Source organism: Serratia sp. ID 25-353, assembly GCF_054792795.1.
The window spans coordinates 57,752-82,156 of record NZ_CM139236.1 but is presented as its reverse complement, the minus strand read 5'-3'; the positions used below and the strand labels follow the sequence as shown (position 1 = coordinate 82,156).

The window sequence follows — 24,405 nt, the reverse complement described above, 5'->3', positions numbered from 1 at the left end:
GCACAAAACTATTTACTATAGTCAGCTCGAAATTAATTCATTTAATTTAAGTTAAAATCCGCCTTCATAGAAGGCGGCATTGATTTCACCCTGGAAGGGCGTACCAAAAACCTTAAAAAGAAGCCTATGCCAGTTCTGTGAGATTTAAATCCAAAGACAATAAGGCAGAGCCAAAACCCGTTGATGACCACGCCCACAGGACGTGGTTTTCAGTTGGCAATAAAAACCGGCCTAAGCCGGTTGACTGAAAGCATAATCAGATGATGTAAGTCCCTCATGATGCACTATCTTCCGGGAAAACCTGCATTTTCATCAATGTTGCCTGTTGCTTCACGAATCCGATTTACCTCAGCGCGGTTATTAACCCAATAGTCAGCCCGTTCAATGCCGAGCGTCTCAGGGTTGAATACAGGGTCAACACCTTCGGCAAGTTGCTTTTCATAGTCCTTTAGGCAGGTAAACGCCGTCTTACGCAGTAGCAAAATGGCGATGATGTTCAGCCACGCCATCAGCCCCACACCAATATCCCCCAACCCCCATGCCAAATCCGCTGTCTTGACCGTGCCGTAAACGGCCGAGGCCATCAGCCCGATTTTCAGCACAAAGGTAAGCCAGGGGCGATGTATCTTACGATTGAGGTAGGCAACATTGGTTTCTGCAATATAGTAGTAAGCCACGATGGTCGTAAACGCGAAGAAGAAAAGCGCAATAGCAACGAAATAGCTACCAAAACCAGGCATCATACTTTCCATCGCAGTCTGAACATATCCTGGTCCGGCGGCAACACCGGCAATTCCCGTATAGAGTGCTGCCCCCTCTGGCCCCTGAACGTTGTACAGGCCAGTAATCAGCAACATGAAGCCAGTAGCGGAGCAGACAAACAAGGTATCGATATAGACAGAGAACGCCTGCACCAACCCCTGCTTGGCCGGGTGACTGACGGCAGCAGCGGAAGACGCATGCGGGCCGGTCCCCTGCGCGGCTTCATTGGAATAAACACCCCGCTTCACACCCCACATGATCGCAAGCCCCAGTATCGCGCCAAATCCGGCGTCAAGACCGAACGCACTTTTCCAGACCAGCAGAATCACACCCGGTAGTTGGTCAATATTGAGCGCTACTATCACGCAGGCCACAATGATGTAACCCAGTGCCATAAATGGCACCACGGTACCGGCAAAACTCGCAATGCGCTTCACCCCACCGAAAATGATGAACCCCAACAACAGAGCGATAAGTGCTGCAGTAACATTTGGGCTGATACCGAATGCAATATCCAGACTGGCGCCGATGGAGTTGGCCTGTACGCCCGGTAGCAACACGCCGCAAGAGAAAATGGTGGCGAGGGCAAAAATCCAGGCGTACCACTTCATGCCCAGCCCTTTCTCAATATAGAAGGCAGGGCCGCCACGATACTCACCATCCAACTTCTCTTTATAAACCTGACCCAATGTCGACTCTACAAAAGCCGAACTGGCCCCCAAAAACGCAACCATCCACATCCAGAACAATGCCCCCGGACCACCGAAGGTAATAGCGGTCGCAACCCCTGCAATGTTACCGGTTCCCACTCGCCCAGCCAGAGTCATGGATAACGCCTGGAATGAAGATACCCCGGCGGCATTCGCTTTGCCCTGGAATATCAAACGTACCATTCCTTTCAGATGACGCAGTTGCAAAAAACGGGTACGCAAAGAAAAATAAAGGCCGGTTCCCAAACACAGATAAATGAGCGCCTGGCTCCAGATCACGCCGTTGACGGCATTGACAAATTCATTCATGCAATCCAACCCCTTCGTTGATGCCCGGTAAAGTTAGTTGTTCAACTGCTTAACACCGGGGTGCGCCGTCTAGCGTGAGATTTTTTATGTTAAGTTTTATAGTTACAACACGTAACTAATTAACACATATGTAACCTGTCGTAAAAAATCGACATTTGCAAGCATAACTATGGGGAATGGTTCGCATATTTGAACTTTTTTGCTGAATGCCAAATACTGCAGCCACTATAAAAACGCTCATCATCAAAGGAATCTGTTGATTATTAAATGCATACTTTCGAAATTTTTTAGACCCTCTTAATCAAGAGTATGTTTCCGATTTCTTGCAAAAGGCCAACCAATAAACACCATTCATTTCATTGATTTTAAACAAAAAAATAAGCATCCTTATCTCACTTGGTGTAACCCCCGTGCTACGCTTTGATGGTAACCTAGAGATGCAGGCACAAAAAAACCGGCCTGAGCCGGTTTGGGGAGCGCTTGTCATTATGAGGTCGGCCGTAGGACGACCGAGGTAATGCCCTGGTGTTGCTGCATATCTTTCAATGTCACTATAGGCGGTGCAACGATTGAGCGTCCAATGGGTTCGGCAGATCAATAAAGGTCTATTGATCGGCCCGGCCGATCATCACACCGCACCGCACTTCGGCAGCCAGTCCGCTTCGCACTCTTCACTCAATACCACATTGGTCTGCATCCCCAGCCGGGTTTTACGCTTGAGCAGGGTTTTCTCATACTCTCTCAGTGTTTGCGGCACCGCCAGGCCAAAGGCCGTCAGGTTCATCACGTGCTGATAGCCCCGTGCCGCCATAAACGACAGGTAGGCGTGGTACAGGTAGCGGCGCGGGTTCGGCGGAGTGATGTTGGCATTGCCGATCATCATCCCTTCAGGGGTGCCGAGTACCGTCAGGTAGCCGCAAAAATCAACCAGCGGGTCGGCCTGGCGTTTGATGGTCAGCGCCTCGTCCGAGCTTTGCTGCGCCTGGAGCAAGGTGCGGGCCTCGTTCGGCTTGGCGAAGCGCTGCATCAGGTGACGCACGATAACCGCCAGCTCCTGGGTGATTTTGTCCAGCAGCAATGGGTCGCGCTCGGCCAGCGGTATCGTCTCCGGGAAGGTAATAATCACCCGCCGCCGGGAGACACCGCCGCTGCGGTCGCTGAACTGCATCGGGTTGTTGTTCACCGCCAAAATCACCGCAGGAATGTGCGCCGCGTAGGCGTCGCGGTATTTCGGGTCGATGGCGACCGCATCGCCGCCGGTGATGGCCTTGATGCCTGCTCCGTCACCACTCCACTTCTCCTGGTCAGGCAGGAGTATCAGCGAGTAACCGACCACGCTGGCCCGCTCGCGCGCCGACTCCAGGTTATCGATGGTGGCGGAGGTGGTGTTATCACTACCTGCCAGCAGCCGGGCAATGGCCGCCATCACGCTCTTGCCGCTGCCGCCCGGGCCGGTCACTTCGAGGAATAGCTGCCAGTCATAGCGATTGGCCAGCACCATAAAGAGCGCCGCGAGAATACGCTCTTGCTTGTCGTGATTGCCCCCGGCAGCCCGCGTCAGCCACTGCCAGAAGTGCGGTGCATGGTCGGCCAGGTTCTCCCCGGCGCGCGGCGGGGTGTAGTCCACGCTGTTGACGGTGCGCAGCCAGTGTTCCTGGCGGTGGGCGCTGAACTGGCCGCTGACGGTATCAAACACCCCGTTACGAAAACCTATCAACCGGCGGGCCGGGTCGCCCATCTGCGGCACCATCAGTTTGAGGGTGTCCAAAATGCTGTTGATACCGGCGGCAGAGAACGGCGCACGCACCTTCTGGAACAGCGCGGCAATTTCCCGGCTCAGTTGCCGGTGTGGCAGCACCTGCCAGGCGCCACGCGTATAGCGGCACAGCTCCTCTCCCACCGGCGGCACCGCCAGGGTGTTGCCGTAGTGCTCGGCCAACAGCTCGGCTTTCTCGCTGGCGCTCATGGCTTTCAGGTCAGCATCGCTCAGCGTGTCGAACGGGCTCGGCTGCGAAGGCTGGCTGAACGCCTGGAGCTGGGCGCGCGCGGACTCAGCGCCCTGCTGACAATAGACGTCGTTCCAGTCGCCCTCCGTGGGCGGCAATGCCGGGACACCGCCGGTCAATTGTGCCGCCTCAGCGGCGCGGGTCTGCCCGGTGCCGCTGCGGTCATTATCGGCCGCCAGCAGCAGCCGTGCGTCTGGGTAGTGGCTGCGCAGCTGCTCCGCCACCGCCGCCAGGTTGTTGGCGCTCAGCGCCACGCACACCGTTTCACCGGTCAGGCGGTGCACGGTGAGGCCGGTGGCGTAGCCTTCGGTGAGCCAGATAACCGCGTTGTCCGGGCCGCTCAGGGTGTGGCAAGCGGCTTTCACCTGCCCGCCTGCCAACATACGCTTGTCCCCGCTAGCGTTAATCAACTGCACGTTGACCACCTCGCCTCCGGCGTTATGCAGTGGCAGCAAGAGGTCGCCGGGCTGGAAGGTGATACCGCCGACGCGCAGCGGCTGGCCCTGCAAGGTCAGAGTGTCCACCTCCGGCCAGCCCTTGGCGCTCAGGTAGGCATTGCCGGTCTGAGGTTGCGCGGCAGCCACCAGAGCCTGTGCCTGTCGCGCGGCTTTGCGCTGGGCCTCGGCCTTGTCTTGTGGTGAATGACCGCTCTCAGCGGCCGGTGGCAAGGCGCTGGCGCTATTCCCCATCAGGGCAGCCACCTGTTCGGCAGCAGCTCGGGTAGACAGTGACAGGGCTTTTTCCACCAGGTTGAGGCCGTCACCGGCCCCGCACTGATTGCAGAACCAGGTGCCGCGCCCGTCCTGGTTGTCGAAACGGAAGCGGTCTTTGCCGCCGCAGGTCGGGCACGGCTGCGGCTTGCCGTTCGGCTGCAAGGCGATGCCGAGGGCCGGGAGTATCACCGGCCAGTGGCCGGTGGCGGTGCGTACGGTCTGGGAAACGAACTGGGCGCTCATGCTCTTCTCCTCAGTGTACGGTGGCGTTCTGCGATGCCGACAGGCGCTCACAGCACAGCTCGTCCATCATCTTTTGCCCCAGCGCGGTCAGGCGCGGCGCGGCCACCAGTACGTCCGGCTGCACCATGTCACTCAACATCGTGCACGCCATGTCCATGCCATCCTCCGCACCGTACTGACGCACAAAGTGCCCTTCCAGGCGCAGGGCAATCGTCATCTGCAGCTCGTCCAGCGTGTACCCGAGGCTCACCCGGTAAAAGGCGCAGGTGTCCAGGTAGGCTTGCGCCACGGCGCGGCGGAAAACGGCGGTACGGACTTCAATCGGTAAACAGGATGCAGTGTTCATGCGGCGGTGGCCTCCATGCGGGCAAGGATTTGGGATTCACAGGTGTTGACGACGTGGCCGAGCTGGTCAGTCAGCAGGGCAATGACCGAGGCAAACGATGCCTGTTGCACGGCATCGGGGCGCTGCCCGCCGAGGTCAAGGGTATCCAGCAGGTCAAGGAACAGCACGCCGGTGGCGTGCGCATGCTGGAGACGCAGAAAATCGGCATGCGGGATAGGGTAATGAGTATCGCGGTAGTAACGGTCGGCCAGGGTGTTCATGCCACCGCCTTAACCGGCAGACGACCGGCAAAGGACAACACGTAATCACGGGAAAGCCTACGGCGGGCGTTGCGTTCGCTATCTGCCACGGTGCGCACGATACGCGGGGTGGCCGTCAACGCAGAACGGCGCACGGCCGCAAACAAAAAGCAGAATGTAGGGTGAGTCGGGGTGAGGGTCGTAGCCATAACGGCAGCCTCCAAGGTTAGCGAATTACCGCTACCACCGGAGTTCCTACACTCAATGGTGGTAGCCCAGACGGGGGTAGGAATACCGGCAACCTTGGAAACCGGCCAGCCCGAAGGCTGCCCCGCCTGAGCCACCATTGATTGACTGCTGCGGTAGCATAACATCCACCGCGCAAAAAATGAGCGCACTAAGGCTGTGACATAAAAAAACACGCGTGGCGCGTGTTCATTTGTCGCCAAGATTAAACACGGGTTCCTACGCCCGGCTGCCGATTTTGCGGCAGCGGGAGGACTATAGCGCAGGGCCGGACGTGGGGGCAAGCCGTAAGACGCCCCCGGACGTTCAATCGATCGCATTGTGATCAACCACTTCGTCGGCACAGATACGACGCAGCTCAGCCTGCCGGTTCGCCAGGCAAATCACACCGTGTTTTTCGCTGCGGTGCTCAGGCAAAACGATATCCGGGTGTTTGCGCTGCAACAAGATGGCTTCCGCTACAAACCGGGCGTCATTGTCGCTCAGGGTAAAACTGTATCGGCCCAGCGTTAACTGCATCACTCGGCGCTCCCCTGATGACGGTTGGCAATACGTTCGTCCATCCACTGTTCGACCTCGGAGGCCAGCCAGGCAACATTTTTACCGCCGAGGGAGACCTGAGCCGGGAACTGCCGGCGGCTCATCATCTCGTACACGGTGGAGCGGGACAGGCCGGTGGCGTAAAGCACTTCAGGCAGACGGATAAAGCGCTCGCGCGGGGTATAGACGCCAGGATGCACCGGCGACGGGGTAGATGGAGTGGGGGTGGAAACGGTCAACATAAAACGCTACCTCTTTGTGTCCGGCCAACGCTGGCCGGGACTGTGTGAACTTCGGTAGCGCCCTATTATGTGAATATTTACCGGGGTGGCAACAAGGTGTTGTTGTGTGGTGGGAGAGCTTTTTAGTTTGTTTTTCAATCAAATGGACATGCTGACCTATATTGACCGTTATTGGCCATCGCGGCAGGTATAACGACGATGAATGGCTCGTTAATTAATAGGGAGAAACGTTCGAGACCTAAAGCAAGTTCACAAACCACCTATAATAATATCGACCAAGAATGAATATCTCGGTGAGGTCTCTCTATGTCTTAAAGTGACGTATTCACTCAGTTTTCACTTAACTTTTCAAGGGAATAACTAAAACATCAGTACCAAGTACATTAATAGCATTTCTCGCGGAAGAGAACAGATTACTCCATATGTCTTGGTGATGACCAAAAACAAATAAATCGATACCTTTCTCTTTCGCAGCAGCTTTCAACTCAAAAGTTAGCTCGCCACGTCTTATAATAATATCTGATATAGGATAACTTGCAGCCTTAATAATAGGCATCATCTCACGCCTTATCTTCTCCTCGAAGCGAGACTCAGAAAAATTCTGCACAGGGCGACCTAGCTCAGAATAGTAATATGAATGATTCTCGTCGACATAAATCAAAGAGAGTTTTGCACTTAGGGTCGATGCGAGCTCAACACCTTTGCCGATAAGAATATGCTCCTCATCAAGCAGTGATGTTGCTACGGCGACGTGTTGATAGTTCGTAAAGCCTCCTATTCGCTTTGCAATGGAATGACTAAAATATCAACATCCAGATTATTAATCGCTTTACGCGTCGTAGAAAAAATATTACTCCAAACATCATGATGGTGGCCAAAAATGAGTAAGTCTATTCCTCGCTCACGAATTTCTCTCTTCAACTCAGGAAGCAACTCGCCGCTAACTACAATGACGTCCGGTATAGGATAAGATGAGCAGAGTGCAAGATCCGCTAACTGCTTTTTAATTTGAACCTCAGCAGGCATTTCACCGCTGTAGTGGTTCGTCTGGAGACCCAACGCCGAATAATAAGGCGCATGATGAATATCGACATGAATTAATGACAGTTTCGCATTGTACGCATTGGCTAACACTGCGCCTTTTTCCAATATGCTCTGGTTCTCTCCATTGAGATCAACCGCAATCACAATATGTTGGTAACTCATGGTGCCCTCCCGATTGCCTTACCCAGTTCAGAGTAATGCCCCACGAAACCGTCCGTTGTAAACGGGATTTACTGATTAGTTTAGTACAGAAATCATTTTGCATCTGCTATTCGAAAGCTAGGCCAAAAGACAAATCAGTCTATATTGATGCATCCTTCTTCATTTCTTGCTGGTCGCAGCCATTACTTTCGTTGCGAGCCAATGAGTCAAAACAGCCGAAAAAACATTGAAAAACTAGCAAAGTCATCACATTAGCGGCCAACACCGCTAGTATATGGCTCTCACTTTGCCAATTTCATAGCTTATATTTTCTTAAGCATCTCTCTTTATCCTTGTTCACCTTCTCTATGTAGGGTACTGTCGCCAATCGACGACAAACAGCCTCTTATCGTCAAAATCAGGAAATTCATGTAGCTAGCATCATCACCTTTCCCGCCTCAGTGCGGGATTTTTTTATGAGGTTTATCCCAAACTTCCTAGTCAAGCCTCATTCTAACTTGCCCAACAATAGGAATACTCCTAACCTAAAAGGGTCATTCGGGGTTGTCCCCCCTTGTAATACTTGATTTGTGGGAATGGCTTCTCTTAGCCCGCTCTAGCGGGCTTTCCATTAAACAACAACTGGTTGGAGATCCTTTAACCTATGACAAGTGCTTGCCCACACTCAAGTACTTGCCCAGGCTAATGAAGCGAGGTCGCTCGCTTTGGAGGTATTATGAGTATCCATTATCTTACCGACAACGATGCACAGCAGTTGGATGAAATGGAGAAAGTGCTCGGTCGATGCGTGATTGATCTCATCGTTCGAAAACGGACTATCAACACAGCAAACATCCTGTCACAGCTAGTTAAAGAGATGGAAAAAACGCCAGATAACCATCAGTTTCTGCTATATCGAACCGCTTTAGAGTTCGTTGGCACGTTGACCAAATAACATCGGGGATATCCATTATGAAAAGTGATTTAGCGACTGCAATAACCATTGGAAGCTTACTGCTATTTATACTATTAATCGGTTCACCACTCACCCTTACATCACTGATGCCATAGAAAAATATAACGTAAAGACAATAAGAAAACCCAATATTCAGTGGGTTTTCTTATTATTTGCCACCTCAGCCATATAATCCACCAATCTACTTATAACTGTTTTTGTATTACAAAACACTCGACTGTGGCACACACGCCATAGATACGTCACCTGCAAAGACAAGAGAAATCTTGCTACAATAGTGTCGATTACACCTCTCATCTGGGGCCGTGTTTACACAAAATGGAATGAACAAAACATATGAGTGAGACCGATACTATCCCAAAGACGTCAAAGAGCCAGATTAACAAAGCGGTATTTATCACGTCTGCTTTGTTAATTTTTCTTCTAGTCGCGTTTGCAGCAATCTTCCCTGATATTGCTGACAGGAATTTTAAAATCCTGCAACAGCAAATCTTCACAAATGCCAGTTGGTTTTACATTTTGGCTGTCGCACTAATACTTCTCAGCGTAACATTTCTCGGGCTATCACGTTATGGTGACATAAAACTCGGGCCAGATCATGCTCAGCCTGATTTTAGTTATCATTCCTGGTTCGCGATGCTTTTTTCTGCCGGGATGGGTATAGGGCTAATGTTCTTTGGAGTGGCGGAGCCTGTCATGCACTATCTTTCCCCTCCGGTCGGATCGCCCGAAACCATTGAAGCAGCCAAGCAAGCGATGCGCCTGACGTTTTTCCATTGGGGGCTTCATGCCTGGGCTATCTATGCAATTGTAGCGTTGATTCTGGCTTTTTTCAGCTATCGTCATGGCCTACCGCTCACGCTTCGTTCCGCTCTCTATCCTATAATTGGTGACCGCATACATGGCCCCATCGGCCATGCTGTCGATATTTTTGCCGTTATTGGCACCGTCTTCGGGGTGGCCACCTCTTTAGGATATGGTGTATTGCAGGTAAATGCTGGACTTAACCATCTCTTTGGCGTTCCGATTAATGAAACCGTTCAGGTTATATTGATCATTATCATTACCGGGCTTGCCACAATATCTGTGGTTTCCGGACTGGATAAAGGTATACGCATACTCTCTGAACTTAATCTTGGTTTGGCCTTATTGCTGCTGACACTGGTCTTGCTATTAGGGCCAACAGTTTTGTTGTTAAAGTCTTTCGTCGAAAATACAGGCGGCTACCTTTCTGAGCTGGTCAGTAAAACATTCAATCTGTATGCCTATGAGCCTAAATCCAGCAACTGGCTGGGCGGTTGGACATTATTGTATTGGGGATGGTGGTTATCTTGGTCTCCTTTTGTGGGGATGTTTATCGCTCGAGTTTCTCGTGGCAGAACGATACGAGAATTTGTTACTGGTGTCCTGTTCGTTCCTGCGGGGTTCACACTTATGTGGATGACCGTATTTGGCAACAGCGCCATATATCTCATCATGACTCAGGGTGCAACTGACCTCGCAACGACCGTGCAACAGGATGTGGCTCTGGCCCTGTTTAACTTTCTTGAGCACTTTCCATTCTCTACCGTACTTTCGTTTATTGCCATGGCAATGGTGATTGTTTTCTTTGTGACCTCGGCCGATTCCGGCGCCATGGTGGTCGATACTCTGGCTTCTGGTGGCTCAAGCAATACTCCGGTCTGGCAGCGAATTTTTTGGGCATCGTTGATGGGTATTGTCGCTATCGCACTTCTGGTCGCAGGTGGGCTGAGTGCGCTGCAAACGGTCACGATTGCCAGCGCACTGCCGTTTTCGGTGATCCTGCTGATTTCAATATACGGATTGCTCAAGGCATTACGCCGCGATCTTACTAAAAAAGAGAGCCAAAGCATGGCTACCATTGCGCCGACGGCAGCGCGTAATCCGATACCATGGCAGCGTAGATTGCGTAATATTGCCTACCTGCCTAAACGCTCACTCGTCAAACGTTTCATGGATGACGTTATTCAACCAGCAATGGGACTGGTCCAGGAAGAGTTGAATAAGCAAGGTACACTCAGTCACATCAACGACACTCATGATGATCGCATTCATCTTGAAGTTGATTTGGGAAATGAGCTCAACTTCATCTATGAGGTCAGACTGCGTGGCTATAATTCACCCACGTTTGCGCTTGCCGCACTGGATAATGATGAACAACAGGCCGAACAACACAAGTATTATCGTGCCGAAGTCTATCTGAAGGAAGGTGGGCAGAACTATGATGTTATGGGCTGGAATCAGGAACAATTAATCAACGATATTCTTGACCAGTATGAAAAACATCTTCATTTTCTGCATCTAGTTCGCTAATTCGATAAAGATTGCCCCTTGGGGCAATCTTTTCTGACAAAGGACGAAAAGGAGCGTGCAATGATTTCTCGCTGGCAATGGGTAGTGGGACAAACCTTTAAAAAGCTCTGGTTTAGAGCGACGTTGTTCGCCATAGCCGCCGTTGTCACTGCACTGATCTCGATCCTTTTTAAGTCGATGATACCACCATCATTTTCAGTAAAAGTTGGGGCCGAAGCCGTCGACAATATCTTGAACATTCTTGCGTCCAGTATGCTGGCAGTTACTACGTTCTCTTTGAGCATTATGGTGACAGCATATGGCTCTGCCACAACAAATGTGACTCCTCGAGCAACCAGGCTGGTTGTCGAAGATGTGACGACCCAAAACGTGCTGGCGACGTTCATTGGTTCTTTTCTTTTCAGCCTTGTCGGCATTATTGCACTCAACATGGGAGCTTACGGTGAAAGAGGCAGAGTGATTTTATTTGCAGTAACTCTGGTGGTTATCGCCCTTATCTTAATAACTCTTCTCCGCTGGATACAGCATTTAACATCTCTTGGCCGAGTAGGAGAAACAACGGCCAGAGTAGAGCGGACCGCTATAGAAGCTTTCATTTCTCGGGCTCAGGATCCTTGTTTAGGCGGGTATCCCTGGCTTGAAAGTGACACTCAACCTGCGGGAACGATTGCAGTTTATCCGAAAGATATCGGTTACATTGAACATATCGATATCGGTAAGCTAGCCTCCGCACTCTCCGACAGTCCCGTTCATGTCTATCTGGTTGGCCAACCTGGCAGTTTTGTGCATCCTTCGCACCCCGTGATGTATGTCACCAACAACGCTAACAGCAAACTTATTCCTGATGTATTGTCAACGCTCAGCATTTCAGATGTGCGTTCATTTAATCAGGATCCCAGATTCTGCCTATGCGTACTGGCAGAAATTGCCTGCCGAGCACTCTCTCCGGCTGTAAATGATCCGGGCACAGCTATTGATGTCATTGGACGAGGGGTAAGAGTGCTGTCGGAATATGGGCGACATATAGACCAGAAAAATACCGTTCGCTATCCGGCTATTCATATCTCTCCTCTTTCCACCTTCAACCTGCTTGACGACTTTTTCTCACCGATTGCCCGCGATGGCGCCGCTATGCGAGAAGTTCAGCTAAGGTTGCTGAAGGGGATGGCGATGCTCAGCCAGGCATGGCCGGACCTTTATGCCTCAGCAGCCGGTGTTCATGCCAGGGAAGTGCTGCAGTATATTGAAAAAGCGAGCTATATCAGTTCGGATAAAGCGCGAATTATGGAAACCTATCAAAAGCTGTTTAACTCTATGGGATGAAACCGTTTAACTGCGTGCAGTTCACAGTACATTTCCCCCTGTCATCCTTATAGACCGGGGGGAAATCCGTCGCTCCCCCTCCCCGCATACCGATAAGTATCGTACAAAGCTACCAGCTCAAACTCCCTGATAGAACGCCATTCGTAGTCGCGTCTTTTACGGCGAACCTCAGAACAGCATTACCCACAATCCGTGATTCTGATACGGGCTTGTATAGAAAAACGTTGAGGGAAAAACATGCAATACGGGGCTAGCCAGAGAAGAGAACTTTTCTTCATAGGTGAAGAGTAGTGAACACTCGTGAATAGCTAAAAAACAACTAATCACCACTTTATCTATTGATTTATATTATCTTTATAAGAAAGTGAACAGTAGTGAATAGTTTTACAGGAACTAAAATCTTTCATTGTGAATTGCTCATAGAGAGGTATTTGAAAAACAGCCTTATCTACTACCATGCCTGGATGAAACGTCATCACTGCTGCAGTGATACCTTTTACTCAGCACATCCATTTTCGAGATACCTGATGAAAATGCTGCCGCAGATACTATGAAAATAAGCTCTTTTCCTGGCTAGCCTTCGCCAAAGAGCACATGCATGTATAGGGTGCATGAATCTGCATGCAAAAAATTGCATTTTTACCCCCCAGTGGCCCCAGCAATGGCACGGCCTGCGGCCCCTCATGCAGGTGCATGAAAAGCGACATAGAAAGCGCGCAGGCGAGGCGGGGGTAGCATTGCGCGCCAGGGGGTTTAACGATTTATTGGCGGCGGGGCCGTTGGGCCAAGCCCGCGATAAAATCGGCGTACCACTGCAACATGTCACGACGCTTCTCAAGGTACTGAGCATGGTTGTAAGTGCCACGAATGCCGTTCTTGTCCACGTGGGCGAGCTGCATCTCTATCCAGGCAGAGTCAAACCCTTGCTCATGCAAAATAGTAGACATCGTATGCCTGAAACCGTGACCGGTAGCTCGCCCCTTATACCCCAGCAGCTCTATTACCTGATTCACACTTTCCTTACTGACTGGTTTCCTACGATTGTTTCGTCCAATGAAAATGTAAGGGTAATGACCGGTTATCGGTTGTAGCTGTTTAAGCAATTCAACCACCTGAGTCGAGAGCGGCACAATGTGCGGGCGGCGCATTTTCATACGTTCGGCGGGAATTTCCCAAATACCACGCTCAAAATCGATCTCTTCCCACGTTGCAAAGCGCATTTCTTGCGTGCGCACGCCGGTCAGCATAACGATCTTCGCTGCATTTTTAGTAATGATGCTGCCGGTATAACCTTCCAAGTCCGTAACAAAGTAAGGTAGTTCCTCGGCCGAAAGGAACGGGTGATGCTTTTGTTTGGGGACGGCCAGAGCACTGGCGAGATCCGGTGCAGGATTGTACTCTGCCCTACCGGTAATAATGGCGTAGCGGAAGACCTCTCCGCAGCGCTGGCGTACCTTGCGAGTCTTCTCCAATGCCCCACGCTTCTCAATGCGCCGCAGCACTTCCAGCAGCTCCAGGGGCTTAATTTCGGCAATGGGGCGTTGACCAATATACGGAAATACATCCTGCTCAAAGGTGCGCATGATTTCTTCTCTATAAGCCAGAGTCCATCGGTCAGCCTTGTGCGTGTGCCACTCACGGCTAATAGCTTCAAAGGAATTCTCAACAGAAAGCTTCTGAGCGAGCTTTTGCGCCTTTTTCTCTGCTATAGGGTCAATGCCATTAGCAACTTGCTTACGGGCCTCTCCGCGCTTTTCTCGTGCGTCGGCCAGCGTTACCAAAGGGTAGGTACCAAAGGACATCAGCTTGGCTTTTCCGGCATAGCGATAGCGAAAACGCCAGCCTTTACTTCCGTCAGTGTTTATAAGGAGAGACAGGCCTTGACCATCGTTGAGGGTGTAGGGCTTTTCCTGCGGCTTGGAACGTCGAATTTGTATGTCAGTTAGGAGCATGTGTATAAGTGGATTCTGTGTATAAAAATATTATACGCAACATTATACACATTTTTCTCAGATTCAGGCGGTTATACTCGGACACCAGCGGACAAAAACACAATTTAATCAATTGATTTTATGCATTTTAATGGACTTTACAGGAACCACCCGGACAAACTTTGGCGGAAGATCACAGGAGTCGAACCTGCCCAGGACCGCTGGCGGCCCCAACCGGATTTGAAGTCCGGCCGCCCCACCGGGGACGAGGATCTTCCTTGGAGAAGAGGGAAGCAAGGCGCTGATTATAGCGCAGTTTGTTCGCTGCGCTAAGCGGGAAATGGCGGCCGCCGGCGATTCGGCGGCCGGGGGGAGCTACTTCAGGAAATCCTTCACGTCCAGCAGGATGAACTCGTTGTCATCCGCCATATTGGGCTGTCGGCTGGAGGAAAACGGGAAGTTGTTGTCGTTGCCGACGATGATGTGGTTGGCGTCCACCACGTCCACGTTCTCGATGGTGAAGAACGGGAAGGTCAACACGCCGTCGTTCAGCGGCTTGCGCGCCAGCTTGTGCGGATCCTGAATGTTCATCAGGTCGATATAGCCCAGTTTCTCGACCGGTTTGCCGACGTTGGCGTCCGAGAAAGCGATTTTATACACTCGCTTGAACTTGGCCACCTGGCTGAAGCAGTTGTCGGTTGGCGCTCCGGCGGCGCAGGCTTTATCCGGCGTACCTTCGCCGTTGTCGCGCTCGATCACCAGCCCGTGGGTGGCGTCGATCATGTTGAAGTCGCCGATGGCGTTCTGGTTGTCTTCCAGCACGTACTGCCAGCTGCGGCCGGTCCAGGCCTGCTGTTTCACGTCGAACTCCAGCACCCGCAGGTAGCGTTTACCGCCGACGTTCTCGAACTGCTCGCCGTCCCACAGCGCCCCTTCCAGCAGCGGGTACAGCTTGCTGCCGTCCGGCGAGGCGGCCATGCCTTCAAAGCCTTTGGAGCGCGCCACCTGGAAGTTCTGCTTGCCGTCCGGCGCGCCCGGCAGTGTCAGCGTCGGGTTGTCCGGCGATTTCACCACCTTGCCGTCCACCTGGGTGTCGAACACCGCCAGCACCTTGCCGTTCAGGTCGGCCTTGATCAGGTAAGGCCCGAACTCTTCGCCGATCCACAAGGCATCGTCGGCAAACTGGAAGCTTTCCGGATCGAAATCGCTGCCGGTCAGATAACGCTTCTCGGTGCTCTCGTTAATAATGTGGAACGGCACCTTTTTATCCGGATCGTGCAGGAAAACCGTCTTCAGCGGCGCGACCGTGCCGTCTTTAAAATCGATCTTGTAGTGATTGAGGTACAGCATGGCGTCCGGCGAATTGGCCTTACTGCCGAAGCCGTTGTCGGTCAGCACCCAGTAGGTGCCGTCGGGCATGTGTTTGATGCCGGAGTGGCCCTGCAGCGGCTGACCGTCGATCGGCAGGCCGAGGCCGGTCAGGCGATCGGCGGATTTGCCCGCCACGCTGCCCAGCTCGGTGACGCGTTTGCCGCTGGTGTACTTGCCGCTCTGCTGCAGATCGCTCGGCGCGTCCTTCGGTGTGGAAACGGCGGATTTCACCGGCAGCAGCGCATGCCCAGCCAACGTCGCTTGCACCGGCTGCGCGTCGGCCCACAGGTTGGCGCTCAGCGCCATGCAGCCGACCAGCAGCGCCAGCCGGGTTTTGGTGTTGTGCATGTCATTGTCCCTTTTCGTTGTTATCGCCCAGAAGTAAAAGCAACGTCACTATAGGGAGCGGCAATGACAGAAATATTATTCGGCGAACGCCCGCCGGTAGCTGTGCGGGTGGAAGCGCCAGGTGATGGCGATCAGCACCACCACCAGCAGCGCATGGATCTGCCAGTCCAGCACGAAGCCACCGCTGTAGTCGCGCAGCAGGCCGGAAAGGTAAGGTGTCACGCCCGCCAGCAGGAAGCCGACGCCCTGCATAAAGGCCACCAGTCGCCCGGCCGCCGCCGGCTGGTGCAGGTGATCGAGCGCCAGCACCAGGCACAGCGGGAACGCGCCGCCCAGCCCCAGCCCGGAGAGCAGCACCCACAGCCACGGCAGCGTCTGCGGCAGGTAAATCAGGCCGATAAAGCCGATCAATTGCATCATCAGCGCCAGCAGCAGCAGCGGCCGCCGGTCATGATTGCGCGCCAGCGCCGGCAGCAGCAGCGCGCCCACGACCTGGCCGAAGGTCATCAGCGCCAGCAGCGAACCGCTGGCCTGCGGCTGCCAACCGAGCTGCATGTAATACGGCGGCAGCCACGCAATCAGGCTGGTATAGCCGCCGTTGATCAGGCCGAAATAGGCGCCGAGCAGCCAGGCGCGCCGGTTGCGCAGCAGGCTTGGCCCGCGGTTTTCACCCGCCGCGCTCAGGCGCGACAACCCGCGACTGACCGGCCACCAGGCCAGCAGCGCCACCAGCGCCGGCAATGCCCACCAGGCCAGCGCGCTGTGCCAGTCGTGCCCCGCACTCATCAACCACGGGGTGATCGCCGCGCCCAGCCCGCCGCCGCCCATCAGCGCCGCCGACCACAGCCCGGCCACTAGCGCCATGCTTTTGAGGAAATGATGCTTGATGATGCCGGGCATGACCGCCTGGATCACCCCGATGCCGAGCCCGCCCAGCACCGCGCTCATCAGCAGTTGCACGCTGCCGGGGGCCAGTTCGCGCCAGAGCGCGCCCAGCCCGATCGCCAACAAACTTAACGCCACGGCGCTGCGTTCGCTGAACAGCCGGTTGATGGCGCCACCCGCCAACGCCATCAGGCCCATCATCAACACCGGCAGCGTGGTCAGCAGCGCCGCGCCGCCAAAGCTCAGCCCGGTAGCCTGGCGCAGCGTCGGCAGCAACGGGCCAATCGAGGTCAACAGCGGCCGCATGTTCAGGCCGATCAACACCAGCGCCAGCAGCAGGGGATTGAACCAGCGGCGCGAAGAGGATGAATTAACAGAATGATTTAACACGGTATATTCCTGGTACTGCAAAATGAAGAGTGCGGCGTCACAGCGCGATCGCCGCAGCGTTGCGTTACTGTAGGCAACGCCGCTAGTATTGGGAAATTAAATAATAAAATAGCCAACAGTGGGAAAATGAATCGCTACCCGATGTTCAATCCGCAGCTGCTGCTCAGCTTCGTCGCCGTATGCGACAGCAACAGCTTCACCCGCGCCGCAGAGCGGGTGTTTTTGTCGCAGTCCACCGTTAGCCAGCAGGTGCGCCGGCTGGAAGAGATGCTGGGCAAGCCGCTGTTTGAGCGCTCCTCGCATCAGGTGCTGCTGACCGAAGAAGGCGTCAAGCTGTTGAGCTACGCACGCCGCATCATCGCGCTGAATGAAGAAGCCCACGACGCGCTGACCGGCATCTGGCGCGACGGCGTGCTGCGGATCGGCATGCCGGAGGATTTCGCCGTACCCACCACCGAGCTGCTGGCCGATTTCAGCCGCGAGCACCCGCACCTGCGGCTGGACGTCGCCAGCGGCCTGAGCGCCGATCTGCACAGTGCCTACGCGCGTGAAGAGCTGGATCTGATCCTGGTGAAGCAGCGCCGCCGGCAACCGCCGCGCGCCGCACGGCCGGAACCGCTGCTGTGGTTGGACAGCCTGGCCTTCCCGGCCATCGAGCAATCGCCGGTGCCGCTGGCGGTATTTCCGCTCAGCGGCCTGTACCGCGACGAGCTGTGCCAGGCGCTGGACAACCTCGGCAAACGCTGGCGCATCGGCTACAGCAGCGCCAGTCTGGCGGCGCTAACCGCCGCTTCCGCCGCCGGGCTGGGCGTCACCCTGCTGCCGGCCGGCTGCCGTCTGCCCACGCATCGGGTGCTGGGCGAGGCCGAAGGATTGCCGTCGATAGACAGCTTCGAACTGGCGCTCTACTACCGCGACGGCGCCCCCGCCGCCACGCTGGCGCTGGCCCAGCGGCTGGCGGTGTTTTGCGGGTTGAAATAAACGCCGGCAGACGCCGATCATTACCAAATCGAATAGTCACCAGTGGCAAATGTCGCTGCCAACCGGTCGATTCCTCTCCTAAATTGGGGGATGTTTTCACCCTCACCTCTGGATTAAGGAACCGAACGTGGAAAACCCTCAACAACCGGGCCGCAGAGCCTTCCTCAGCCAAACCGGCAAACTCACCACCGCCTGCGCGGTGATCGGCCTGACGGGCGGCATGGCGCAGGCCACGTCACCGGGCGACGGGCAGTGCGCACCGGCACCGATGACCCTAACCGATCGCCACTACTGCCTGAGTGAGGTGCGGCTGGAAGACGGCTTTGAATACGACGGCGAAACGGTGATCGGCACCCGCACCGCGCTGTACACACTGGAGATCAAAGACGGCAAGATCGCCGCCATTCACGCCGCCAACGCCCCCCTGCCCGCCGGCGTGCCCCGCTATCAGGCGCAGGGCCAGCTGTTGCTGCCGGCGTTCCGCGATATGCACATCCACCTGGACAAAACCTTCTACAGCGGCCCGTGGCAGGCGCCGCGCCCGCGCCAGGGCAAGACCATCATGGACATGATCGCGCTGGAGCAGACGCTGATCCCGAAACTGCTACCCACCTCGCAGCAGCGGGCGGAAAATCTGATCGCCCTGCTGCAGTCCAAAGGCAGCACCGTGGCGCGCAGCCACTGCAATATCGATCCGATCAGCGGCCTGAAAAGCCTGGAACACCTGCAGCGCGCGCTGGAAAACCACCGGGCGGACTTCAGCTGTGAAATCGTCGCCTTCCCGCAGCACGGGCTGTTGCACTCCAAGGTCGATGCGCTGATGCGCGAAGCGATGCAGATGGGCGTGCAGTACGTCGGCGGGCTGGATCCGACCAACGTCGACGGCGCGATGGAGAAATCGCTCGACGCCATGTTCCAGATCGCCCTCGATACCGGCAAAGGCGTGGATATCCACCTGCATGAGACCAGCCCGGCCGGGGTCGCCGCCATCACCTATATGATCGCCACCGTGGAGCAAAACCCGGCGCTGCGCGGCAAAGTCACCATCAGCCACGCTTTCGCCCTGACCACGCTGACGCCGGGCGAACTGGCGGAAACCGCCACCCGGCTGGCGGCGCAGCAGATCACCATCGCCTCCACGGTGCCGATCGGCGGCCTGATGATGCCGCTGCCGCAGCTCAGCGAGAAAGGGGTGTTCGTGATGACCGGCACCGACAGCGTGATCGACCACTGGTCGCCGTTCGGCACCGGCGACATTCTGGAGAAGGCTAACCTGTATGCCCAGCTGTACCGCGGCTCCGACGAGTATCACCTGTCGCGCGCCATGGCCATCTCCACCGGCGGCGTGCTGCCGCTGGACGATAAGGGCCAGCGCGCCTGGCCGAAAGCCGGCGACGCCGCCGAGTTCGTGCTGGTCAACGCCAGCTGTTCCGCCGAGGCGGTCGCCCGCCTGCCGGCGCGCAGCGCCACCTTCCATCAGGGGCGTCTGGTGGCCGGCCAGGTGAGCAAAGCCTAAGGTCGGTCCGCTGTTGTCATCATGATGGCCGTTTTTGGCCTTCTGCCAGAGTAAGGCGCGGCGCAAGATGGTCGCTACACACACTGGCGGAGGGCCGAAAATGTCACAGAGCGCGTTATTGATCATCGATGTCCAGCAATCATTCCAGCACCGTCCATTCTGGCAGGAGGACGATCTGCCGGCGTTTCAGCAGGCGCTGACCCGCCTGATCGCGGGCTGCCAACAACGCGGCGCGGCACTGGTCGACGTGCTGCACGTTTCGCCGCAGGGGCCGTTCTCGCTGGCATCAGGCCACGTGCAGCGCCTGCCGTTCCTCACCCACCAGGCGGATATCACCGTGCATAAGCATGTGCACAATGCGCTGACCGAATCCGGCCTCGACGCCTGGCTGCGCGAGCGGGATATCAACCACCTGATCGTCTCCGGCATCCGCACCGAGCAGTGCTGCGAAACCACCACACGGGTGGCGTCCGATCTCGGTTATCGGGTGACCTTCGTCACCGAGGCGACGCTGACCTTCCCGATGCGCCATCCCGACGGCGAAGTCTTTACCCCCGCGCAGCTGAAGCGGCATACTGAAACCGTACTGGTCGATCGTTTCGCCCGCATCGCCAGCGTGGATGAGGCGCTGGCGCAACTCGCACAGGAGTAACCATGTCGCAGGCCGTCTATTTTCTGCTGTTGCCCAACGTGCTGTCGCTGGACGTCAGCGGCCCGGCGGAAACCCTGCGTCTCGCGGGGCAGTTCAGCCTGCGTTATCTCAGCCCGGCGCCGCAGATCGTCTGCTCCATCGGCATGACGCTGAGCGGCCTGCAGCCGTTGCCCGAATGCCTGGAAGACGGCGCCATCCTGGTGCTGCCGGGCGTCGGCGATTCGCAGCGCTATTTCGCCGGGGAAGAGGCCGAGCAGGCGCGCCGCTGGCTGGCGACGCTGCAGCCCGATCTGCAACGGCAGCGCATCACCCTGGTGTGCATCTGTTCCGGCGCGCTGCTGGCGGCGCAGGCCGGGCTGCTCGACGGCTATCAGTGCACCACCCACCACGACGTCATCGAGCGTATCCGCCGGCAGGCGCCGGCGGCGCAGGTGAAAGAGAACCGTATCTTCGTCGAAGATCGCGGCGTCTACACCAGCGCGGGCATCACCACCGGCATCGATTTGGCGCTGCACCTGGTGCACCGCCACTGCGGCTCCGGCCGGGCGCGCGACGTCGCCCGCGATATGGTGGTCTATTTCCGCCGCGCCGGCGACGATCCGCAGCTGTCGCCCTGGCTGCGCTACCGCAACCACCTGCACCCGGCGGTGCACCGCGCGCAGGACGTGATGGCCGCCGAGCCGGAGGCCGACTGGTCGGTGCCGCAGGTGGCGGAAAAAGCGCACGTCAGCAGCCGCCACCTGGCGCGGCTGTTTCGCAGCCACGTCGGCATCAGCGTGCGGGAATATCATGAGCAGCTGCGGTTGGCGGTGGCGCAACAGCGCCTGCAGCAAGGATATGGGTTGGAGAAGGCCGCGCTGGCGGCCGGTTTTTCTTCCGGGCGGCAGTTGCGCCGCGCCCAGCAGCGTCAGCGCTCGCCACTATGACACCAGCCGGCGGGTATCCAGCCGCTGCAGGCCGACAGACAGCAGCAGGCTGAGACCCAACGCCACGCCGAACACCCAGAAGATATCCAGCAGCGGGTGGCCGGTGAAATCCAGGTGCCGGCTGCGCATCACGTTGACGATCAGGGCGTGAAAACCGTAGATCGCCAGCGAATGGCGGGAGAACGCGCTCAGCCAGCCGATCGGCTGCGGCAAACAGTGTTTCACCCACACCAGCAGCGCCACCGCCGCCATAAACACCAGCGGACCGCTGTAGATGTAGTAGGTATCGGCGAAATTGCCGTTGATGAACAGCTGGTGTTTGGTGCCGCGCGCGATCAGCGCTACGCACAGCACAAATCCCAGCGCCGCCAGCCAGCCCACGGCGCGCCCGCGCGCCCCCATCATGCCAATCGCCCGCCCGGCCAGCGCATACAGCAGGTAGTAGAAGGTATCGCCGTAGATATACAGGTTAACCGGCAGCAGGTGCACGTTGCCGAAGGTCAGCTTGTCGGTATTCGGGTTGGCGATCGCCGCCAACACCACCAGCGCGGCGGCCAGGTAACGGCGCGATACCGGCTTGACGCTGATCAGCGGCGACAGCAGGTAAATCACCGCAATGGCATAGAAAAACCACAGATGGTAGAACACCGGCTTTTGCAGGATGGCGCGCAGCGACGGCCAGAAGCCGATCTTGGTAAAGGCCGCGATATAGATCAGCGCGATGGCGCTGTAGAACAGAATGCAGCAGGCGATACGGGTGAAATGCCGCCGGCCGGCGCTCTTGTCGCCGAAGAACAGGTAGCCGGAAATCATGAAAAACAGCGGCACCGACACGCGCGACAGCGAGTTTAGCACGTTGGCAATATCCCAGTTGTGCAGCCCTATCGCCGCGCCGTTGGTGACGTAATAGGTGGTGGCGTGGATCATCACCACCATCATGCACGCCATCGCCCGCAGATTGTCTATCCAACCGATTTTCTCGCTCAAACGCTCGCCCGATCTTGTGTCATATTGATAGGTTAAGAAGAGGTTATCGGGCACGGCGTTCGGCGACAACCCAAAAGCGAAATATCAGAATGCACTTAAACAACACCTTATGATTGCGAAGGTGAACAATTGGCGGCAAAATAGCCGCCACAACTCGCTCAGTTTGCGCCTCCCGCCCTGGCAGTTACTTTTTCTCTTTTACTATCAGTACAATAAAATGAAAACAACATTACCACCTGCGGCACGTTTGGGCCGACAGGCGCTTTTATTCCCTCTTTGTCTGGTGCTGTTCGAGTTCGCCACCTATATCGGCAACGATATGATTCAGCCGGGCATGCTGGCCGTCGTGGCGGATTTCAACGCCGGCGAAGAGTGGGTACCCACCTCGATGACCGCCTATCTGGCCGGCGGCATCTTCCTGCAGTGGCTGCTCGGGCCGCTATCGGATCGCCGCGGCCGTCGCCCGGTGATGCTGGCCGGGGTGGCGTTCTTTATCGTCGCCTGCCTGGCGATCCTGCTGGTCACCACCATCGAACAGTTCATCGCCATGCGTTTCCTGCAGGGCATCGGCCTGTGCTTTATCGGCGCCGTCGGCTACGCCACCATTCAGGAGTCGTTTGAAGAATCGGTGTGCATCAAGATCACCGCACTGATGGCCAACGTGGCGCTGATCGCCCCGCTGCTCGGGCCGCTGGCCGGCGCGGCGCTGATCCACGTCGCGCCGTGGCAGAGCATGTTCGTGCTGTTCGCCGCGCTGGCGGCCATCGCCTTCTATGGCCTGTGGAAAGCGATGCCGGAAACCGCCACGCTGCAGGGCGAGGCGTTTTCCGCCGCCAACCTGTGGCGTGACTACCGCCAGGTGTTGGGCAACCGCCGCTTCCTGTGCGGCGCGCTGGCGATCGGTTTCGCCAGCCTGCCGCTGCTGGCCTGGATCGCCCAGTCGCCGGTGATCCTGATCAGCGGTGAGTCGCTGTCGACGCTGGATTACGGCCTGCTGCAAATCCCGGTATTCGGCGCGCTGATCCTCGGCAACCTGACGCTGGCGCGCCTGACCGGCAAAAACAGCGTGGAGCGCCTGATCAAGCTGGGTGCAGGCCCGATGCTGCTGGGGCTGCTGATCGCCGCGCTGGCGACCCAGTTCTCCAGCCATGCCTACCTGTGGATGACCGCCGGCCTGAGCCTGTACGCCTTCGGCATTGGCCTCGCCAACGCCGGCCTGTACCGTCTGACGCTGTTCTCCAGCAATGTCAGCAAGGGCACCGTGTCGGCCACCATGGGCATGCTGAGCATGATGGTGTTCACCGTCGGCATCGAACTGGCCAAGGTCGCCTACGTCTGGGGCGGCAGCGGGCTGTTCAACCTGTTCAACCTCATCAGCGGCCTGTGCTGGCTGACGCTGGTGGCGCTGTTTATCGGCAAACGCCGCAACGGCGACCCCACGCCGCAGCCGACCGGCGCGGCTTAAATGCCACGATAAAACGCCGGTCCGGTTTCCCGACCGGCGTTTTTTATGCGGCTTCAGCCAAACAGTGCCCACAACGCATATCCTACCCCTATCACCGCCACCCCCAACAGCAGCGACGCCGACAGGACAGAGATCGCCCGCCGCGCGCGCTGCAGCGCCGTTCCCGACAGCAGGGTGATATAGGCCAGCAAAATGGCGAAGTCCGCCAGCACCCACAGTGCGGTCAGTAGCGTCAGGCTGGCGCCGACCGAAGGGGTGACGGCAATGAACTGCGGGAAAAAGGCGACGAAGAAGATAATGTCTTTGGGGTTGGCGATGCCCACCAGAAAACCGTTCAGGATCGCCGAGCGTTTTTGCGGCAGCGCAACGGGCTGCGCATCGGGGGTTCGCGCGGATAAATCCTCATACAGCGAGACGATCGCCAAGCGGCCGATATACAGGCAGCCCAGCAGGCCTACCCACTGCAGCATGCGCATATCCACCGCGAACAGCCCGGTGACAATCAGCGCGGCGGTACCGATCAGCAACAAGGAGGCCCCGTTGCTGCCCAGCGCGGTCAACAGCGCACGCCGGGCGCCAAAGCGCGCCGCGGTGTTGGCCACCATCGCCACCACCGGCCCCGGCGTGGCGATCAGCAAAAAAATGGCGGCGAAATACGCCGCCAGTAACGACAGATTCATCTTTTTTCACTCACATTCAGTCAGTTGGCGTCGCACTATTATCATGCCGCCGCCCCCGCCTTGAAAAAGGAGTAATCCTGTCGTTTACTGTGAATCAGA

Annotated in this window: 22 protein-coding genes and 1 tRNA gene; 8 read left to right on the top strand and 15 right to left on the bottom strand. The window is 56.4% G+C overall.

The window, feature by feature from the left end:
• Nucleotides 1–284: 284 nt before the first annotated feature.
• The 9 genes from ACYF6X_RS00370 to ACYF6X_RS00330 form a co-directional block, all read right to left on the bottom strand.
• On the bottom strand, nucleotides 285–1,781 hold the full coding sequence (locus ACYF6X_RS00370) for an alanine/glycine:cation symporter family protein (protein WP_130018630.1): 1,497 nt from the start codon (nucleotides 1,779–1,781) through the stop codon (nucleotides 285–287).
• A gap of 628 nt (nucleotides 1,782–2,409) precedes the next feature.
• Nucleotides 2,410–4,743 (bottom strand): primase-helicase zinc-binding domain-containing protein, encoded by a 2,334-nt coding sequence (locus ACYF6X_RS00365; RefSeq protein WP_130018629.1) that lies wholly within the window; start codon nucleotides 4,741–4,743, stop codon nucleotides 2,410–2,412.
• 10 nt (nucleotides 4,744–4,753) lie between these two features.
• Nucleotides 4,754–5,089 carry a DUF5375 family protein gene (locus ACYF6X_RS00360; RefSeq protein ID WP_043147841.1) on the bottom strand — a complete coding sequence of 112 codons (336 nt, stop codon included), beginning with the start codon at nucleotides 5,087–5,089 and terminating at the stop codon, nucleotides 4,754–4,756.
• A complete protein-coding gene (locus ACYF6X_RS00355; protein WP_015376559.1) occupies nucleotides 5,086–5,349 on the bottom strand; it encodes a hypothetical protein in 264 nt (87 codons plus the stop codon). Before ACYF6X_RS00355 ends, ACYF6X_RS00360 begins: the two co-directional genes overlap by 4 nt.
• Nucleotides 5,346–5,894, bottom strand: a complete 549-nt coding sequence (locus ACYF6X_RS00350; protein WP_130018628.1) for a host cell division inhibitor Icd-like protein — start codon at nucleotides 5,892–5,894, stop codon at nucleotides 5,346–5,348. The genes ACYF6X_RS00355 and ACYF6X_RS00350 overlap by 4 nt, the downstream gene beginning before the upstream one ends.
• Entirely contained in the window at nucleotides 5,881–6,093 is a 213-nt protein-coding gene (locus ACYF6X_RS00345; RefSeq protein WP_233091110.1) for a hypothetical protein, read from the bottom strand. The genes ACYF6X_RS00350 and ACYF6X_RS00345 overlap by 14 nt, the downstream gene beginning before the upstream one ends.
• Nucleotides 6,093–6,356, bottom strand: a complete 264-nt coding sequence (locus ACYF6X_RS00340) for a helix-turn-helix transcriptional regulator (protein ID WP_130018626.1) — start codon at nucleotides 6,354–6,356, stop codon at nucleotides 6,093–6,095. Before ACYF6X_RS00340 ends, ACYF6X_RS00345 begins: the two co-directional genes overlap by 1 nt.
• Before the next feature lie 340 nt (nucleotides 6,357–6,696).
• The gene (locus ACYF6X_RS00335) at nucleotides 6,697–7,065 is read right to left on the bottom strand and encodes a universal stress protein (protein ID WP_242512582.1); all 369 of its coding nucleotides are present in this window, start codon (nucleotides 7,063–7,065) and stop codon (nucleotides 6,697–6,699) included.
• Between the two features lie 65 nt (nucleotides 7,066–7,130).
• Nucleotides 7,131–7,562 carry a universal stress protein gene (locus tag ACYF6X_RS00330; RefSeq protein ID WP_126191878.1) on the bottom strand — a complete coding sequence of 144 codons (432 nt, stop codon included), beginning with the start codon at nucleotides 7,560–7,562 and terminating at the stop codon, nucleotides 7,131–7,133.
• Between the two features lie 715 nt (nucleotides 7,563–8,277).
• Between ACYF6X_RS00330 and ACYF6X_RS00325 the strand changes: the two genes are divergently transcribed.
• The 3 genes from ACYF6X_RS00325 to ACYF6X_RS00315 all read left to right on the top strand — a co-directional run bounded on the left by ACYF6X_RS00325 (nucleotide 8,278) and on the right by ACYF6X_RS00315 (nucleotide 12,174).
• Nucleotides 8,278–8,496, top strand: a complete 219-nt coding sequence (locus ACYF6X_RS00325) for a biofilm development regulator YmgB/AriR family protein (protein ID WP_021504133.1) — start codon at nucleotides 8,278–8,280, stop codon at nucleotides 8,494–8,496.
• Between the two features lie 357 nt (nucleotides 8,497–8,853).
• Nucleotides 8,854–10,851: a BCCT family transporter gene (locus ACYF6X_RS00320; RefSeq protein ID WP_021504134.1), complete on the top strand. Its 1,998-nt coding sequence runs from the start codon at nucleotides 8,854–8,856 to the stop codon at nucleotides 10,849–10,851.
• 60 nt (nucleotides 10,852–10,911) lie between these two features.
• Nucleotides 10,912–12,174 carry a DUF2254 domain-containing protein gene (locus ACYF6X_RS00315; RefSeq protein WP_060431162.1) on the top strand — a complete coding sequence of 421 codons (1,263 nt, stop codon included), beginning with the start codon at nucleotides 10,912–10,914 and terminating at the stop codon, nucleotides 12,172–12,174.
• Between the two features lie 761 nt (nucleotides 12,175–12,935).
• Here the strand turns inward: ACYF6X_RS00315 and ACYF6X_RS00310 are convergent.
• From ACYF6X_RS00310 to ACYF6X_RS00295, 4 genes are all read right to left on the bottom strand, one after another.
• Nucleotides 12,936–14,126 carry a tyrosine-type recombinase/integrase gene (locus ACYF6X_RS00310; protein WP_130018624.1) on the bottom strand — a complete coding sequence of 397 codons (1,191 nt, stop codon included), beginning with the start codon at nucleotides 14,124–14,126 and terminating at the stop codon, nucleotides 12,936–12,938.
• A 162-nt stretch (nucleotides 14,127–14,288) separates the two neighbouring features.
• Nucleotides 14,289–14,383: transfer RNA gene (locus tag ACYF6X_RS00305), tRNA-Sec, on the bottom strand.
• 97 nt (nucleotides 14,384–14,480) lie between these two features.
• On the bottom strand, nucleotides 14,481–15,824 hold the full coding sequence (locus ACYF6X_RS00300; RefSeq protein WP_130018623.1) for an esterase-like activity of phytase family protein: 1,344 nt from the start codon (nucleotides 15,822–15,824) through the stop codon (nucleotides 14,481–14,483).
• Nucleotides 15,825–15,899: 75 nt separating this feature from the next.
• Nucleotides 15,900–17,015, bottom strand: a complete 1,116-nt coding sequence (locus tag ACYF6X_RS00295; protein ID WP_063989203.1) for a cyanate transporter — start codon at nucleotides 17,013–17,015, stop codon at nucleotides 15,900–15,902.
• Nucleotides 17,016–17,225: 210 nt separating this feature from the next.
• Between ACYF6X_RS00295 and ACYF6X_RS00290 the strand changes: the two genes are divergently transcribed.
• From ACYF6X_RS00290 to ACYF6X_RS00275, 4 genes are all read left to right on the top strand, one after another.
• Nucleotides 17,226–18,080: a LysR family transcriptional regulator gene (locus ACYF6X_RS00290; protein ID WP_130018622.1), complete on the top strand. Its 855-nt coding sequence runs from the start codon at nucleotides 17,226–17,228 to the stop codon at nucleotides 18,078–18,080.
• Between the two features lie 127 nt (nucleotides 18,081–18,207).
• Nucleotides 18,208–19,596 carry an amidohydrolase family protein gene (locus ACYF6X_RS00285; RefSeq protein ID WP_130018621.1) on the top strand — a complete coding sequence of 463 codons (1,389 nt, stop codon included), beginning with the start codon at nucleotides 18,208–18,210 and terminating at the stop codon, nucleotides 19,594–19,596.
• A gap of 100 nt (nucleotides 19,597–19,696) precedes the next feature.
• Entirely contained in the window at nucleotides 19,697–20,248 is a 552-nt protein-coding gene (locus ACYF6X_RS00280; RefSeq protein ID WP_060441240.1) for an isochorismatase family protein, read from the top strand.
• A 2-nt stretch (nucleotides 20,249–20,250) separates the two neighbouring features.
• A complete protein-coding gene (locus tag ACYF6X_RS00275) occupies nucleotides 20,251–21,174 on the top strand; it encodes a GlxA family transcriptional regulator (RefSeq protein WP_130018620.1) in 924 nt (307 codons plus the stop codon).
• On the opposite strand, the gene ACYF6X_RS00270 is transcribed toward ACYF6X_RS00275, so the two are convergent.
• Nucleotides 21,169–22,161: an acyltransferase gene (locus ACYF6X_RS00270; RefSeq protein ID WP_130018619.1), complete on the bottom strand. Its 993-nt coding sequence runs from the start codon at nucleotides 22,159–22,161 to the stop codon at nucleotides 21,169–21,171. The two genes, ACYF6X_RS00275 and ACYF6X_RS00270, sit on opposite strands and share 6 nt — an antisense overlap.
• A 217-nt stretch (nucleotides 22,162–22,378) precedes the next feature.
• On the opposite strand from ACYF6X_RS00270, the gene ACYF6X_RS00265 reads away from it, so the two are divergent.
• Entirely contained in the window at nucleotides 22,379–23,626 is a 1,248-nt protein-coding gene (locus ACYF6X_RS00265; protein WP_063989204.1) for an MFS transporter, read from the top strand.
• Between the two features lie 53 nt (nucleotides 23,627–23,679).
• On the opposite strand, the gene ACYF6X_RS00260 is transcribed toward ACYF6X_RS00265, so the two are convergent.
• Complete coding sequence (locus ACYF6X_RS00260) at nucleotides 23,680–24,306, bottom strand: LysE family translocator (RefSeq protein ID WP_130018618.1); 627 nt, start codon at nucleotides 24,304–24,306, stop codon at nucleotides 23,680–23,682.
• Between the last annotated feature and the right edge of the window lie 99 nt (nucleotides 24,307–24,405).

What these genes read in the sequence shown, in the direction of transcription:
- ACYF6X_RS00370 (WP_130018630.1), bottom strand. Translation starts at nt 1,781, where the DNA reads ATGAATGAATTTGTCAATGCCGTCAACGGCGTGATCTGGAGCCAGGCG.
- ACYF6X_RS00365 (WP_130018629.1), bottom strand. Translation starts at nt 4,743, where the DNA reads ATGAGCGCCCAGTTCGTTTCCCAGACCGTACGCACCGCCACCGGCCAC.
- ACYF6X_RS00360 (WP_043147841.1), bottom strand. Translation starts at nt 5,089, where the DNA reads ATGAACACTGCATCCTGTTTACCGATTGAAGTCCGTACCGCCGTTTTC.
- ACYF6X_RS00355 (WP_015376559.1), bottom strand. Translation starts at nt 5,349, where the DNA reads ATGAACACCCTGGCCGACCGTTACTACCGCGATACTCATTACCCTATC.
- ACYF6X_RS00350 (WP_130018628.1), bottom strand. Translation starts at nt 5,894, where the DNA reads ATGCGATCGATTGAACGTCCGGGGGCGTCTTACGGCTTGCCCCCACGT.
- ACYF6X_RS00345 (WP_233091110.1), bottom strand. Translation starts at nt 6,093, where the DNA reads ATGCAGTTAACGCTGGGCCGATACAGTTTTACCCTGAGCGACAATGAC.
- ACYF6X_RS00340 (WP_130018626.1), bottom strand. Translation starts at nt 6,356, where the DNA reads ATGTTGACCGTTTCCACCCCCACTCCATCTACCCCGTCGCCGGTGCAT.
- ACYF6X_RS00330 (WP_126191878.1), bottom strand. Translation starts at nt 7,562, where the DNA reads ATGAGTTACCAACATATTGTGATTGCGGTTGATCTCAATGGAGAGAAC.
- ACYF6X_RS00325 (WP_021504133.1), top strand. Translation starts at nt 8,278, where the DNA reads ATGAGTATCCATTATCTTACCGACAACGATGCACAGCAGTTGGATGAA.
- ACYF6X_RS00320 (WP_021504134.1), top strand. Translation starts at nt 8,854, where the DNA reads ATGAGTGAGACCGATACTATCCCAAAGACGTCAAAGAGCCAGATTAAC.
- ACYF6X_RS00315 (WP_060431162.1), top strand. Translation starts at nt 10,912, where the DNA reads ATGATTTCTCGCTGGCAATGGGTAGTGGGACAAACCTTTAAAAAGCTC.
- ACYF6X_RS00310 (WP_130018624.1), bottom strand. Translation starts at nt 14,126, where the DNA reads ATGCTCCTAACTGACATACAAATTCGACGTTCCAAGCCGCAGGAAAAG.
- ACYF6X_RS00300 (WP_130018623.1), bottom strand. Translation starts at nt 15,824, where the DNA reads ATGCACAACACCAAAACCCGGCTGGCGCTGCTGGTCGGCTGCATGGCG.
- ACYF6X_RS00295 (WP_063989203.1), bottom strand. Translation starts at nt 17,015, where the DNA reads ATGCGGCCGCTGTTGACCTCGATTGGCCCGTTGCTGCCGACGCTGCGC.
- ACYF6X_RS00290 (WP_130018622.1), top strand. Translation starts at nt 17,226, where the DNA reads ATGAATCGCTACCCGATGTTCAATCCGCAGCTGCTGCTCAGCTTCGTC.
- ACYF6X_RS00280 (WP_060441240.1), top strand. Translation starts at nt 19,697, where the DNA reads ATGTCACAGAGCGCGTTATTGATCATCGATGTCCAGCAATCATTCCAG.
- ACYF6X_RS00275 (WP_130018620.1), top strand. Translation starts at nt 20,251, where the DNA reads ATGTCGCAGGCCGTCTATTTTCTGCTGTTGCCCAACGTGCTGTCGCTG.
- ACYF6X_RS00265 (WP_063989204.1), top strand. Translation starts at nt 22,379, where the DNA reads ATGAAAACAACATTACCACCTGCGGCACGTTTGGGCCGACAGGCGCTT.
- ACYF6X_RS00260 (WP_130018618.1), bottom strand. Translation starts at nt 24,306, where the DNA reads ATGAATCTGTCGTTACTGGCGGCGTATTTCGCCGCCATTTTTTTGCTG.